This is a genomic window from Actinomadura violacea (assembly GCF_017573465.1).
Lineage (GTDB): Bacteria > Actinomycetota > Actinomycetes > Streptosporangiales > Streptosporangiaceae > Spirillospora > Spirillospora violacea.
In genome coordinates, this window is record NZ_JAGEPF010000003.1 from 432422 (window position 1) to 446856 (window position 14435).

General features: G+C 73.4%; 11 protein-coding genes and 1 pseudogene. 5 read left to right on the forward strand and 7 right to left on the reverse strand.

Features of this window, described 5'->3' with window-relative positions; translation table 11 throughout:
- Positions 1-24 precede the first annotated feature (24 nt).
- The 6 genes from J4709_RS06000 to J4709_RS06025 form a co-directional block, all read right to left on the reverse strand.
- Positions 25-819, reverse strand: coding sequence for a carbohydrate ABC transporter permease (locus tag J4709_RS06000; protein ID WP_173093314.1), 795 nt, complete (start codon positions 817-819; stop codon positions 25-27).
- On the reverse strand, positions 816-1790 hold the full coding sequence (locus tag J4709_RS06005) for a carbohydrate ABC transporter permease (protein WP_208237771.1): 975 nt from the start codon (positions 1788-1790) through the stop codon (positions 816-818). Before J4709_RS06005 ends, J4709_RS06000 begins: the two co-directional genes overlap by 4 nt.
- A 129-nt stretch (positions 1791-1919) precedes the next feature.
- Positions 1920-3275 carry an extracellular solute-binding protein gene (locus tag J4709_RS06010; RefSeq protein ID WP_208237773.1) on the reverse strand — a complete coding sequence of 452 codons (1356 nt, stop codon included), beginning with the start codon at positions 3273-3275 and terminating at the stop codon, positions 1920-1922.
- Between the two features lie 94 nt (positions 3276-3369).
- Positions 3370-4602, reverse strand: a complete 1233-nt coding sequence (locus J4709_RS06015) for a carbohydrate kinase family protein (RefSeq protein ID WP_208237775.1) — start codon at positions 4600-4602, stop codon at positions 3370-3372.
- Positions 4603-4717: 115 nt separating this feature from the next.
- Positions 4718-6094 carry a 6-phospho-beta-glucosidase gene (locus tag J4709_RS06020; protein ID WP_208237777.1) on the reverse strand — a complete coding sequence of 459 codons (1377 nt, stop codon included), beginning with the start codon at positions 6092-6094 and terminating at the stop codon, positions 4718-4720.
- On the reverse strand, positions 6091-6852 hold the full coding sequence (locus J4709_RS06025; RefSeq protein ID WP_208237778.1) for a DeoR/GlpR family DNA-binding transcription regulator: 762 nt from the start codon (positions 6850-6852) through the stop codon (positions 6091-6093). Before J4709_RS06025 ends, J4709_RS06020 begins: the two co-directional genes overlap by 4 nt.
- Positions 6853-7064: 212 nt before the next feature.
- Between J4709_RS06025 and J4709_RS06030 the strand changes: the two genes are divergently transcribed.
- Together J4709_RS06030 and J4709_RS06035 are read left to right on the forward strand one after the other, a co-directional pair.
- The gene (locus tag J4709_RS06030) at positions 7065-7916 is read left to right on the forward strand and encodes an NAD-dependent protein deacetylase (RefSeq protein ID WP_208237780.1); all 852 of its coding nucleotides are present in this window, start codon (positions 7065-7067) and stop codon (positions 7914-7916) included.
- Positions 7917-7991: 75 nt separating this feature from the next.
- The gene (locus J4709_RS06035; protein WP_208237782.1) at positions 7992-8669 is read left to right on the forward strand and encodes a DUF6348 family protein; all 678 of its coding nucleotides are present in this window, start codon (positions 7992-7994) and stop codon (positions 8667-8669) included.
- 12 nt (positions 8670-8681) lie between these two features.
- On the opposite strand, the gene J4709_RS06040 is transcribed toward J4709_RS06035, so the two are convergent.
- Positions 8682-11744 (reverse strand): FAD-binding and (Fe-S)-binding domain-containing protein, encoded by a 3063-nt coding sequence (locus tag J4709_RS06040; RefSeq protein ID WP_307801014.1) that lies wholly within the window; start codon positions 11742-11744, stop codon positions 8682-8684.
- Positions 11745-11918: 174 nt separating this feature from the next.
- Between J4709_RS06040 and J4709_RS06045 the strand changes: the two genes are divergently transcribed.
- The 3 genes and pseudogenes from J4709_RS06045 to J4709_RS06055 form a co-directional block, all read left to right on the forward strand.
- Positions 11919-13445: a hypothetical protein gene (locus J4709_RS06045; protein ID WP_208237785.1), complete on the forward strand. Its 1527-nt coding sequence runs from the start codon at positions 11919-11921 to the stop codon at positions 13443-13445.
- Positions 13446-13509: 64 nt separating this feature from the next.
- On the forward strand, positions 13510-13950 hold the full coding sequence (locus tag J4709_RS06050) for a hypothetical protein (protein ID WP_208237787.1): 441 nt from the start codon (positions 13510-13512) through the stop codon (positions 13948-13950).
- A pseudogene (locus J4709_RS06055) lies at positions 13947-14435 on the forward strand (hypothetical protein); the annotation flags it as partial. The gene J4709_RS06050 and the pseudogene J4709_RS06055, both read left to right, overlap by 4 nt.

Sequence of the window (14435 nt, forward strand, 5' to 3'; positions counted from 1 at the left end):
CGCTGGGGGGCGGCCCCGGACTCCCTACTCCTTGATGGCCCCCGAGAGCATCCCTGCAATGAACCGCCGTTGCAGGAAGACATAGACGATCACGATGGGCGCGGCGATGATCAGCGCACCCGCCATGAGCAGCGAGTAGTCGGTCTTGTGCGCGCCCTGGAAGAACGACAGCCCGAGCGGCGCGGTGCGCAGCCCCTCGTCGGAGTTGACGATCACCAGCGGCAGCAGGAACTCGTTCCAGGTCCACATGGTGATCAGCACGACCATCGTGAGGATGGCGGGCCGGCCGACCGGCACCAGCACCCGCCACAGGGTCGTCCAGCTCGACGCGCCGTCCATCCGGGCCGCCTCCATCAGCGACGGGGGGACGCTGCGGAAGTAGGCGCGCATCCAGAACGTGCCGAACGCGACCGACATGGCGACCTGCGGCAGGATCAGCCCGGCATAGGAGTTGTCCAGCCCGGCCGAGCGCAGGTCGAAGTACAGCGGCACGACGACGGCCTCGGTGGGGATGGTGAGGCCGGCGAGGAACAGCAGGAACACCGCGCCCGCGCCGCGGAACCGCATGACGCCGAGCGCGTACCCGGCCATGATCGAGAAGGTGCTCGCCAGCACCACCGTGACGGCGGTGACGATCACGCTGTTGCGCAGGTAGGCGGCGAAGTGCCCCTCGTTCCAGGCGACCCGGAAGGTGTCGAACGACAGGTTCCCGGGCAGCTGCAGCGCCTGCGCGACGATGCCGATCATCGGGAACAGCGCGACCACCGCGAACAGCGCCAGCACGGCGTGGTTCAGGATGCGCTCGTAACGCCTGCTCATTCGCCCTTCCCCTCGACGAGGCGGCCGATGCCCGCGGTGATCGCGAACGCCAGCACGGCCAGCGTGACGCCGATGGCGCAGCCGAGCCCGACCTCGCCGGTGTTGAACGTGCGGTTGTAGACCTCGTAGGCGGGCACCTTCGTGGAGTCGCCCGGCCCGCCGGCGGTCGCCATGTAGATGAGGTCGAAGTTGCGCACCGCCATGATCGTGGTGAGCGTCAGCGCGACCGACAGCTCGCGGCGCAGCCCCGGCAGGGTGACGGTGAAGAACTCCCGGATCGCGCCGGCGCCGTCGATCCGCGCCGCCTCGTACAGCTCCCGCGGGATCTTCTGCACGCCGGCGAGGAACAGCACCAGCGCGAGGCCGATCTCCACCCAGGTGCCGACGAGCCCGATGGCGGGCAGCGCGAAGGTGAAGTCGCCGAGCCAGCCGTGCCGCCAGTCCGGCAGCCCGAGGGCGTGCAGCCAGCCGAGGACGGTGTTGACCGGCCCGTGCGTCGAGTAAACCCACTGCCACGCCACCGCGACCGCGACCATCGCGATCACCTGCGGCATGAACAGCACGGTGCGGAAGAACGTCAGGCCGCGGATCTTCGTCCGGGACATGACGGCGACCAGCACGAACGCGATGCAGCACGGCAGGATCGCGTAGAACACGATCAGCACCAGCAGGTGCCCGAAGGCGCCGCGCAGCGTCGGGTCGGTCCAGGTGGCGGTGTAGTTGGACAGCCCCGCCCAGGTCGCCTGGCCGATGCCGTCCCAGTGGTAGAGGGAGAACTGCGCCCCCCGCACCAGCGGCCACAGCAGGAACGCGCCGTACACCACCAGGGCGGGCAGCACGTACAGCCAGCCGACGGCGCGGGGCTCCCCCGGCGGCCGGGACCTGGCCCGGCGGCCCGCGGGCCGCGCGTTGCTCGAGCCGGACGCCTCGGGTCCCGGTTCGGGGGTCTTCTGCCGCGCGACGGTCGTCATCTGCGCGCTCCTCGCTGTCACCTCGTCGGCGCGGGCCGCCCGCCGCGTGCGCGGCGGCGGCCGGTGCCCCGCCGCCGCGCCGGGGGTGCCGGTGCGGCGGCGGGACCGGCGGTCACGCCGGGGCCGTCACTACTTCTTCTTCTGGAAGGCGGTGTAGTCGTCCTGCGCCGCCTTCATGGCGTCCTGGGCGGACTTCTTGCCGGCGACGAGGCCCTGCAGCGGACCGCCGAACGCGTCGGTGAACGTCGGCGTCGTGTAGTCGATGTAGGGCGTGGTGCCGTCGTTCTTGCTGAGCTCGGCCCAGGCCGCCGACACCTCCTTCATCAGCGGCTTGTCCGGCTCGGTGGAGGCGGGCAGGACGGGAAGGCTGCCGGCCTGCACCGCCACGTTCATCGCCTCGGGCGAGGTGATGAAGTTGATGTAGGCGGCCGCGACGTCGGCGTGCTTGGACTTGGAGGTGATCGACCACGGCAGGCTCTCGCCGCCCATGGTCGCCACCGGCGCGCCCGCCTGCGGCGCGGGCGGCAGCATGAAGCCGACCTTGTCCTTCATCCGGTCGTTCAGGTCCGGCGCCCACCAGGTGCCGCCGAACATGAACAGCCCCTCGCCCTTGGCGAAGTTCACCGGGGTGTCGTCCCACTTCACCGCGTTGGAGTCCTTGGTGAGGTAGCCCTTCTTCGCCCAGTCCGCGAGCTTCTGCGCGGCCTGCACGTTGGGCCCGTCCGTCCAGGAGCCGCCGCTGCCGAACACCAGCTTGCGGACGGCCTCCTTCCCGGTCGCGGCGTCCTGCAGGATGCCGTACAGCTGCATCGCGGGCAGCTTCTCCAGGTTGCCGAACGCGATCGGCACCTCGCCCTTGCCCTTGGCGGTCGCGAGCGCCTGCTCGAACTCGTCCCAGGTCTTCGGCGGCTGGATGCCCAGCTTGGCGAGCTTCTCCTTGTTGTAGTAGAGCCCGACGATCTCGCCGTTCAGGGACACCCCGTACAGGTCGCCCGAGCCGATGAGCTTGCCGTCCTTGGTGACGCTGTTCAGGTCGAGCAGGCCCTTCGGGTACCGCTTGGACCACCCGTACGCCTGGTCGTAGGCGCCGAGGGGCAGCAGCATGCCGTCCTTGACGTACTGGGCCATGGACGCGTAGCCCTGGTTGGCCTCGACGACGTCGGGCGGGTTGCTGCCCGACAGCGCGAGCCGCAGCGTCTTCTGCAGGTCGCTGAAGGAGCGCGACACCCGCTTGATCTTCACGTTCGGGTACTTGGCCTCGAACTGGGCGTTGAGCTTCTCGATCTGCTCCTTCAGTCCGCCCTGGACCTCCTGGTCCCAGACGGTGAGCGTCACGTTGCCGGCCTTGGCGACGTCGGTGCTGACCGCCGCGGGCGCCTTGCTCGCCGGCTTGTCGTTCGACGAGCCCGGCGCGCAGGCGGCGGCGAGCGCGGTCACCAGGACCGCCGCCGCGGCGACCGTGCCCCGTCTCATGAGCGTCGGCATTCCTGCGGCTCCTTTCTGTGCTGCTGTCCCGGGCCGGCGCGGGGGGCCGCGCCGGCTCGGGTCCTGGGGTGGGGCGGGGGGCTGGGGCGAACCGTCAGGACGAGTGCTGCAGGTCGTCGCGGAGCGTCGGCTCGGCGCGCACCACGGTGTCGGTCGCCGAGTCCGGAATGTAGTCGACGACGAACGCGTACGGTTCCAGCGCCTCCTCGGGGACCTCGCCGGACTCGCCGAACGCGGCGATCTCCCCCCAGCAGGGGGCGCCGAGCGAGCCGCTGCGGTGCCGGACCGACAGGCCCGCGCACAGGTTGGCGAACTTCAGCCGCTCCCCCAGCGGCAGCCCGGCGAGGGTCCCGAACAGGAACCCGGCGCCGAACACGTCGCCGGCCCCGGTCGCGTCGAGGGCCTGGACGGGCAGCGCGGCGGTCTCGGCGACCTCGCCGGTGCGCGAGTCGATGGCGATCGCGCCGGCGCCGCCGCGCTTGACGACCACGACCGGGACGCGCTCGGACAGGGCGCGGGCGGCGGCCTCGGGCGAGGCGGTGCGGGTGTAGGCCATCGCTTCGACGGCGTTGGGCAGGAACACGTCCACATGCTCGAGCCGGTCCAGCACCTCGCTGGACCAGGTCTCGGTGGCGTCCCAGCCGAGGTCGGCGAAGACCGTGGTCCCCGCGGCGCGCATCTCCCGCGCCCACGCGGGCACCGGCCGCTCGATGTCGATGAAGCAGGCCCGCGCCGACGGCGGCGCCGACCCGAGCACCTCCTCGTACGAGCCGTCGCCGGAGCCGATGTCGGGGACCGGCTTGGCGTAGGTGACCATGCTGCGGTCGGAGTCGTAGGCCAGCGACACGGTGACCGGCGTCGGCCAGGACGGGACGCGGCGGGAGTGCCCGAGGTCCACGCCCTCCTGCTCGGCGAGGGTGCGCCACAGGTAGGCGCCGAACAGGTCGTCGCCGAACGGGGCGGCGAGCCCGACGCGCAGCCCGAGCCGGCTCATCGCGACCGCGATGTTGGCGATGCCGCCGGGCGCCGAGCCGAGCCCCTCGGTGAACAGCTCGGTGCCGGGCGGCGGCAGGCCGGGCAGCCCGGTGAAGATCATGTCCATGAAGACCTGGCCGGACAGGAAGACGTCCAGGTCGGGGGCCGGTCCGTGGCCGCCCTCCACGCGGTCGGCGAGCAGCCGCTCGGTCACCGCGCCGCGCTCGGCGCACGGGTCGGCCAGCGACGGCTCGGGCGGCCGGCCGGGGGCCGCGGCCTCATCGGCGGACAGGGCGGCGGCCGTGCCGCGCGCGGCGGCGGACGGGGCCCCGCGCAGGGTTCCTGCTGTCATTGCGCCTCCTCACGAGGGCCGTCAGGGATGGGACCAGGATGACCGGATGTCAGGACAAAACAGGGTGGGGTGCGGGCCGGGACGGGCGGCGGTGCCGCGGCCGGCCTGCCGCCCGTCACGTCCCGCCCGCGAACACGGCCGCGACCTCCGGGATGCGGGCGGCGTAGCCGTCCAGCAGCCGCCGCCCCACCGACACCGAGTCGACCAGCGGGTGCAGCGCGAACGCCTTGGCGGCCTCGGCCCGCGAGCCGGTCCGCGCGGCGCTGATCGTCAGCCGTTCGACGGCCTTGACCTGCTGCATCAGGCCGGCCTGGTGCAGGTCGGGCTGGGTGAGCGTCAGCGGGTGCACGCCCCCGGCGTCCACCAGCACCGGCACCTCGACCACGGCGTCCCCGGGCAGCGCGGTCACGGTCGTCCCGTTCCGCACGTTCAGGATCATCGTGGCGGGCTCGTTGCGGCTGATCGCGGCCATCACGCTCAGCGCGACGCCCGCGTAGCCCTCGTCGACCGGGTCGACGCCGGCGTGCCCCGCCAGCTCGGTCCCGGTGTCGGCGCCCTTCATCTCGGCCATGTAGCTGGCGCTGCGGGACGCGACCGTCTCGCGCCACAGGTCCATCGCCGCGCCACCGGACGCCGCGGCGATCCGCTCGTAGAACGCCGCCTGCTGCTTGGCGAGGAACTCGCCGCGGGTCTGCGGGGCGTCGAGGGTGGCGCGGACCGCCTCGCGGTTGAAGTAGTAGTAGTACAGGTACTCGTTCGGGATCACCCCGAGGTCGCGGAGCCAGTCGCGGCCGAACACCACGCCCTCCTCCAGCGAGCCGAGCAGGTCGTCGTCGGCGAGCAGCCGCGGCAGCACGTCCACGCCGTCGTACAGGATGCGGCGCATCCAGCCGAGATGGTTGAGCCCGACGTAGTCCATCTGCACGCGGGACGGGTCGAGGCCGAGCGCCGCGGCGACGCGGGTGCCGAGCCCGGACGGGGTGTCGCAGATGCCGAGCACCCGGTCCCCCAGCACCGACTGCATCGCCTCGGTGATCATGCCGGCGGGGTTGGTGAAGTTGATGACGTAGGCGTCCGGCGCGAGCGCCTTCACTCGGCGCGCGATGTCGAGCATCACCGGGATGGTGCGCAGCCCGTAGGCCAGGCCGCCGGGGCCGGTGGTCTCCTGCCCGAGCACGTCCAGGTCCAGCGCCACCCGCTCGTCGCACACCCGCCCGGCGAGGCCGCCGACGCGGATCGCGGCGAAGACGAAGTCGGCGCCCTCCAGGGCCCGGTCCAGGTCGGTGGAGGTGAAGACCTTCGGCGCCGGGCCGGCGCCGCCGGGGCCCTCGTCCGCGAGCGCGGCCAGCACCGCCGCCATGCCGTCGAGGCGGCCGGCGTCGGAGTCCTGCAGCCAGACCTCCTCGATGCGCGGGGAGCCGTGGTCGCGCAGCAGGGCCTGGTACACGTAGGGCACCCGGAACCCGCCGCCGCCGAGAATGGCCAGCTTCATGCGATGAACACCTTCCCGCCCGCCTGCCGGCAGAGCTCGAGAGTCTTCGGATCGGCCCCGGCCGTGGTGACGAGCGCGTCCACCTGCTCGAGGGAGCACACGCGCAGCGAGCCGGTGCCGGGGAACTTGGCCTCGGAGGCGACGAGCGCGACCCGGTCGGCGGACTCGATCATCGCCTGCTTGATCGGGGTCTCGACCTCCATGTCGTCCACGACCAGGCCGTTCGGCCGCACCCCGGTGCAGCTGAGGAAGACCAGGTCGGCGCGGACCTGGCGGAGCGCGGTCTCGGTCAGCGACCCGACGAGCGTCAGGTAGTTGCGCCGGACGACGCCGCCGAGCAGGCACAGCCGGACCGCCTCGTCGTCGCGCAGCTCGTCCAGCACGGCCAGGTTCGCGGTGATCACGGTGACCGGGCGGCCGCGCAGGTGCCGGGCGAGCAGCCGGGTGCTGGTGCCGATGTCGAGCACCACGACCATGTCGTCCTCGACCAGGGCGGCGGCCCGCGCCGCCACCGCCTCCTTCTCGGCGCTGTCGTGCTCGGCGGACATCGCGAAGGAGATCTCCGGCACCGCCGCCCGGGGGGTCAGCGCCGCGCCGCCGTAGGTGCGGACGAGCTCCCCGTTGCGGTCCAGCAGGTCCAGGTCCCGGCGGATCGTCGACTCGCTCACCTGAAGGGTCTCGGCCAGCTCCTTGACGGACGCGGCCCCCTTCGTGCGCAGCGAGGACACGATCTGCGCGTGTCGCTTGCTCGAGGTCACGCAGGGGAACGTAGCACCCGTGACCGACTTCGGTCATCACCTGGTGGAAAGTTGCTCGAACTCCGTCAAACACGCATCTGACCTGCACATATCCCGGTCAGTACGTGGCAGGAGTCAGTCAACGCGGTCAAGTCCCGCCCAGCCGAACGGCGGCCTGCGGTCACCCTCTGTCAGGACGGACGGTCAACCGCGCCGTCGTGCACCATGGAGAGGTGACGCAGGTTGCTGAAGAACGGGCGGAGGCGGTCGCGGTGCCGGCGGCGCTGGCGGATCTGGTCGCCGACGGCGACGTGGTGGTGCTGAGCGGCGCGGGACTGTCCACCGAGTCAGGCATTCCGGACTATCGCGGCGAGACCGGGCGGCGGCGGCGCGCCGAGCCGATGACCTACCAGCGCTTCACCTGCGACGCGGAGGCGCGGCGCCGGTACTGGGCGCGCGGCCATCTCGGCTGGCGGCACATCGCCGGCGCCCGCCCGAACGCCGGCCACCGCGCGGTCGCCGAGCTGCAGCGGCGCGGGCTGCTCGCCGGGATCATCACCCAGAACGTCGACGGCCTGCACCAGGCGGCGGGCGCCGACGGGGTGATCGAGCTGCACGGCGGGCTGGACCGGGTGGTGTGCCTCGGCTGCGGCGAGCGCACTCCCCGGGCGCGGCTGGAGGACCGGCTGCGCGAGGCCAACCCCGGCTGGGACGCCCGGCCGCACATGATCAACCCGGACGGCGACGCGGTGCTGTCGGACGCCGACGTCGCCTCGTTCGCGCCGGTGGACTGCGCGCGCTGCGGCGGGCTGCTGAAGCCCGACGTGATCTTCTTCGGCGAGAACGTGCCGCCGGCGCGGGTCCGCGACTGCTACGCGCTCACCGAGTCCGCCGGGACGCTGCTGGTGCTCGGGTCGTCGCTGACCGTGCTGTCGGGGTACCGGTTCGTCCGGCACGCGGCGCGGCACGGCATCCCCGTCGCGATCATCAACCGGGGCGCGACGCGCGGCGACGAGCACGCCCTGCTCACCCTGGACGCGCCGCTCGGCCCGGCCCTGGACGCCCTGGTCTCCCCGGCCTCCTGACGGCGGCGCCACCGCCGGGCGCGCGGTTCCGGAAACGGCGGATTCCGCCGGTCCCGCCCCGCTACGGTGATCATCATGGACATCGGGGCGGAGGACATCGCCGGGCTGCTCGCGCGGATGCTGGCGGAGGGCCACGGGCTGCCCGCGGCCGCCGACGGCGCCGTGGTCGACGTGGCGGGGACCGGCGTGCGGATCGCGATCGCCGCGCCGCAGCCCCAGGACGACGGGCTCGTCCAGCTGCCGGTCGGGGTGTCGCATCCGAGCTTCGGCGGGATGTTCGCCTGGGACCAGGCCGTGGGCGTGCCGGGCGGCGACCGGCATCCGGCCGCCGACGCGCTCGACGGGTGGGCGCACACGGTGCTCCCGGTGTTCGCCGCCGCGTTCCTGCCGTCCTGCGACCTCGCCCGGCACGCGACCGCGGCGCCGCTGGCCGGCGGCGACCGGACCGCGGAGGTGTTCTACGGCCCGGCCGCGACGCGCGACTTCGGCGGCCTGACCGGCGCCGACCGGGCGGCGATGGCCGACCGCCCGCCGACGCGGGTCGTGGTCGAGGAGCTGTTCACGGGGTACGCGCTCCCGGACCGCCCGGTGTGGCTGTTCACGTTCTGCGCGCGGCTGGCGTCCGGGCCCGTCACGGAGGTGACCCTGCTGAACGGCGAGGCGGGCTCGTCGTTCGGGCGCATCGCCGACCACCTGCCCTGGCAGGGGCACGGCTCGGTCAAGTCCTGGGCGCTGGTGGTGCCGCGCGGCTGAGCGCGGGCGTCATCATCCTCCGCGGGGGCCGTCCGGGTCGTCGCCGTCCGGGAGCAGGTCGGCGAGGAGCTCGGCGAGGTGCCGGGGCCGGGCGGCGGTGCCCGCCTCGATCTGCGTCCGGCAGGAGAACCCGTCGGCCAGCACGGTGGTGCCGGGGTCCGCGTGCTCGACCGCGGGCCAGACGCCCTGCTCGGCGATCTTGGTGGAGACCTCGTAGTGGCCGGCCTCGAAGCCGAAGTTGCCGGCCAGCCCGCAGCAGCCGACGTCGAGGGTCTCCACGTCCACCCCGGCGCGGGCGAGGACGCGCTCGTCGGTGCCGAACCCCATGATCGCGTGCTGGTGGCAGTGCGGCTGGGCGATCGCGCGGACCTTCGGCCGGTCCAGCCCGGCGACCACGTCGTGGGACGCGGCGGGCGAGGTCCCGCCGGACTCCTCCTGGTGCTCGTCGAGCAGCTCGGCGAGCGTGCGGGTCTGGTCGCGCAGCCGCTTGACGTCGTCCTCGACGCGGTCGCCCTCCATCAGCTCGGGCGCGTCGGCGCGGAACACCGCGGTGCAGCTCGGCTCCAGCCCGACCACGGGGATCCCCTCGCGCAGCCGCGGCGCCAGCGCGCCGACGGTGCGGCGCAGCACGCGGGCGGCGACGCCGAGCTGGCCGGTGGAGATCCAGGTCAGGCCGCAGCACATCGGGACCGGCGGCACCTCGACCTGGTACCCGGACGCCTCCAGCACGCGGACGGCGGCCTTGGCGATGTGCGGGTGGAAGTTGTTGGTGAACGTGTCGGGCCACAGCACGACCCGGCGGCCGCCGGTAGCGCGGGCGGGGCGGCGCTTGAACCAGTCGGTGAACCGCTCGGAGGCGAACCGCGGCATCTCGCGCTGCGGCGCGATCCCGCCGGCCCGCTTGATCACCCGGTCCAGGCCGGGGACGTTCAGCGCGGCGTTGGCCGCGCCGGGTGCCGCCGACGCCAGCCTCGCCCACAGCGGCAGCCAGCCCATCGTGTAGTGCGCGGGCGGGCGGATCCGCCCCGCGTAGTGGTGGGAAAGGAACTCGGCCTTGTAGGTCGCCATGTCGACGTTGACGGGGCAGTCGCTGCGGCAGCCCTTGCAGGCCAGGCACAGGTCGAGGGCGTTGCGGACGTCGTCGGACCGCCACCCGTCGGTGATGACGGCGGCGCCGCCGGGCCCGGGGACCGACGGGTCGGGGGTCCCGCCGTCCGGCCCGCCGCCGGGCATGCCGCGCATCATCTCCATCAGGATGCGGGCGCGGCCGCGGGTGGAGTGCTCCTCCTCCCCCGTCGCCCGGTAGCTCGGGCACATCACGCCGCCCGACGAGGCGCGGCATTTCCCGATCCCGACGCAGCGGGCCGCCGCGTGGGTGAAGCGGTGCTTGTCGTCGGGGAAGGAGAAGTGGGTCTTCGGCTCGGCGGGGTCGTAGCCGAGGTGGTCGAGGTTCTCGTCGAGCCGGTAGGGGTGGACGACCTTGCCCGGGTTCATCCTCCCGCGCGGGTCGAAGACCGCCTTGAACATCTCGAACAGCCGGACGACCTCGTCGCCGAACATCAGCGGCAGCAGCTCGCCGCGGGACTGCCCGTCGCCGTGCTCGCCCGACAGCGACCCGCCGTAGTCGACGACGAGGCGGGCGGCGCGCTCGATGAACCGGCGGTAGTTGCCGGTGCCCTTCTCGTCCTCCAGGTCGAACGGGATGCGGGTGTGCACGCAGCCCTGCCCGAAGTGGCCGTAGAGCGCGACGGGGCCGTAGCCGAACTCGTCGATGAGCTTCTGGAAGTCGCGCAGGTAGTCGCCGAGCCGTTCGGGCGGGACGGCCGAGTCCTCCCAGCCCTCGTGGGTGTCGGGCTGCCCGGGCGGGTAGGCGGTGGCGCCGAGCCCGGCCTCGCGGACCTTCCAGAGCCGCTCCTCGATCGCGGGATCGCCCACGAAGGTGCAGTGCGGCGGGTCCGGCTCGTTCTCCAGCCGCTCGATGAGGTCGTGGGCGCGCCGGTCGGCCTCGTCCTTGGTGTCGCCGCCGAACCGGACCATGAGCCAGCCGGCGCCCTCGGGCATGTCCTTCAGGACGGCCGGCCCGGCGAGCTTGTCCTGCCTGGCGAGGTCGAGGAGCGTGTCGTCCATGCCCTCCAGCGCGAGCGGCTCGGACGGCAGGACGCGCTTGACCGCGTCGCCGGCGGCGAAGATGTCGTCGTAGCCGAGCACCGCCAGCGACTGGAACGGCGGGACCGGCACCAGGCAGATCTCCGCGCGCAGCACGGTGACCAGCGTCGACTCCGACCCGACGAGGGCGCGCCCGACGTCGAAGCCCTTCTCGGGCAGCAGCGAGTCGAGGTTGTAGCCGGACACGCGGCGCGGGATGTCGGGGTAGCGGGTGCGGATCAGCTCCAGGCCCTCGTCGCGGAGCGCGCGCAGCGCCCGGTAGATCTCGGCGCGGCGGCCGCCCTCGGCCTGGATCCGGTCGTACTCCTCGTCGGAGGTGGGCCCGACCCACATCCGCACGCCGTCGTAGGTCAGCACCTCCAGCCGGACCACCGAGTCGACCATCTTCCCGTACGCCTGCGCCGACGCGCCGCACGAGTTGTTGCCGATCATCCCGCCGATCGTGCAGGTGTCGTGGGTGGACGGCTTCGGCCCGACCATCAGCGCGTGCTCCGACAGCGCCTCGTTCAGGTCGTCCAGGCACGCGCCGGGCTCCACGATCGCGGTCCGCCGCGCCGGGTCGACCGAGATCAGCGCGCGGCAGTACTTCGACCAGTCGATGACGACGGCGGTGTTGCAGCACTGCCCCGCCAGGCTCGTCCCGCCGCCGCGCGACAGGACCGGGACGTCGTGCTCGGCGCAGACGGCGACCGCCTCGACGCCGGCCTCGACGGTGCGCGGCACGACGACGCCGATGGGGGGCTGCTGGTAGTTCGACGAGTCGTGCGCGTAGGCCGCGCGCGACCCCGGGTCGAAGCGGACCTCGCCGTCCACCCGGTCGGCCAGGTCGCGGCGCAGCGCCGCGGTCCTCCGGTCCTCCTCCGCGCCTTCCCGCCCGGCGTGTCCGCCGCCTTCTCCGAGTTCGCCCACCTGACGCCGTCGCTCCGCCGATACAGACATGCCGGAGCGCATACCCGTGCTGCGCGTTTCAATCCGGCGGCGCACGGGCCCCGCGGTCTCCGGCCGCCGCGATCGGCCCTGCGCGGAGGCCGCTTTGGGATAAGGTGTCGGCCGATTCATCTGATCTTGTCGCGGGGGACGTCGTTGCAGGGTGCCCGACCAGTTGGTGACCTCACGCCCGAGCTGCTCCGATCGCCGGTCTGGCACGACCGGCAGGTGCAGGCGGCGGGCATCCCTCTCTTCGACGTGCCGCTGGTATCGGTCGGCGGGGGGCTCGGCTCGTTCACGCTGGTGGACGTCCTGCGCGTGCAGGGCGCCGACGCGGGCTCGATCCGGGTGCTGTCCAGCCGCGACGCGCCCTGGCAGTCGTGGGAGTACCTGACCCGGGTGTCGCAACTGCCGGCGGGCGAGCGGATCCGCTCCGACGCCGGCGCCCGGCCCGACAACATCTGGGGCTTCCCGTCCTACGCGCTGACGGAGGCGCGGCAGGACAAGTCGATGAAGCTGCTGTGGCAGGTGCTCACCGAGCCGATCCTCACCGACTTCTTCAGCCCGCGCGCCGCCACGGTGTTCGAGACCGTCCGCCGCGAGGCCGACCGGATCTCCTACTGGCAGATGCTCTCCAAGGGGCAGGTCCGGATGGTGCGGCGCCGGATGGGCGGCGGCTACTTCACCGTGCTGACGCCGCCGCCGGGCACGTCCGCGACCAAGCGGGTGGTGCTGCGCTCGCAGTACGTGCACCTCGCGGTCGGCTACCCGGGTCTGAAGTTCCTGCCCGACCTGCAGCAGTTCCGCGAGACCCACAACGACTACCACCGCGTCGTCAACGCCTACGAGCCGCACGAGCACGTGTACGAGACGCTGAAGTCGCGGCCCGGCGTGGTCGTGGTGCGCGGCGCGGGCATCGTCGCGTCCCGCGTGCTGCAGCGGCTGATGGACGACCGGGAGAGGTTCGGGCTGCAGACCCAGATCGTGCACATGTTCCGCACGTTCGTCACCGGCTCGCACGGGCCGGGGATGTGGATGCGGCGCAAGGGCGGCGACGGCTGGGCCTACCAGGCGTTCACGCTGCCGAAGTCGGCGTTCGGCGGGCAGCTGAAGGCGCAGTTCCGGCGCGCGGAGCCGGAGCGGCGCGCCGCGCTGTCCAAGGCCGTCGGCGGCACCACCACGCCGCGGCTGCGCCGCTGGCAGGAGCAGATGCGGCGGGGCCGCGCGGGCGGCTGGTACCACCCGTTCCAGGCCGTCGTGGACCGCGTCGAGCCGACCCCGGACGGGCGGCTGGTGTCGCTGACCCGCAGCGACGACGGGCGCCTCGGCCGGTACACCTCCGACTTCATCATCGACTGCACCGGGCTCGAGGCCGACATGCCCGAGCACCGGGTGCTGGCCGACCTGCTGCAGTACGGCGGCGCGCGGCGCAACGGCGCGGGCCGGCTCGCGGTCGGCGAGCACTTCGAGGTGCTCGGCGCCGAGAGCGAGGGCGGCGTGCTGTACGCCTCCGGCGCCGCCGCCGCGGGCAACCACTTCCCCGCCGTCGACAGCTTCCTCGGCATGCAGACCGCGGCGCTGGACATCGCCGCGGACCTGGCCCGCCGCGGGTTCTGCGCGCGGCTCGGCCCGGTGCGCTCGACCCGGCAGTGGATCAGGTGGATGCGCGGCCGTCCCGTCTGACCGGCCGCCCGTCCCGCTCCCCCGACTCCCCTTCCCGACGCCCCCCGACGCTGGAGCCCGCACCGTGATCCCCACCCTCGCCGGACGCCTGCAGACGCGGATCTTCGTGCTGGCCACCGTCGGAGCCCTGCTGACCGCGCTGATCGTCCCGGTGCTGCCGGGCCGGCCGGCCTCGCTCGGCGCGGCCTACCGGACGGCGTTCCTGATGCTCCTCGCGGTGATCGTGGTGGGGCTGGTGTGGGAGCTGGTGTACCACCTGCTGATGCAGTTCCGCTGGGACAAGGACTGGCCGACGGTCTTCGGGCTGGTCACCATCGTCCCCGAGGGCGCCGTCATGTGGGCGCTGCTGAACACCGGGCTCGTTCCCGGCGTCCAAGGACACGTGTCGGCGTCGATGTTCCTGACCATGTTCGTGTTCGTGTGGCTCGGCCAGTGGCTGTTCGTCAACGGCCCCATGCGGGTCTTCTTCGTGCAGTGGAGGCTGCGCGGCGGACGGCTGCTGTGAGCGGTGGGTCCAGGGCCTTCGCGCGGCCGCTGCCCGGTGACGGGCTGGTCGCGCAGGAGGGCGAGCTGTCGCTGGTGTGCGCGGCGCCCGACGCGGTGGCGGCGCCGCTGGTGGACGCGCTGCTGGCCGCGCTGCAGGAGGTCGCGGAGGCGGGCGGCGACGGCGCGGAGCTGGTCCGCCGCGTCTCCCGGGCGCTGGCGGACCGGGCCGGGGCGCGGCCGCCGGCGTGCGCGGCCGCCGGGCCGTCCGGGCGGTCGGGCCTCGCGGTGCTGGTCTGCGGCGAGGCGTCGGCGCGGGTGATGCTCGCGGACGGCGACGAGGTGCGGGTCGCGGGCGGCCCGCACGGGCCGGCCGAGCGGACCGTCGACGGGCCGGTGGCGAGCCTGGAGCTGGCGCTCGGCGGCGCCGGGCGCGCCCCGCCCCGGCCGCGGCCGGCGACCGGGAGAGCGCCGGGGAGGGGGAGGGGGTTAAGATTTGGGTCTGTC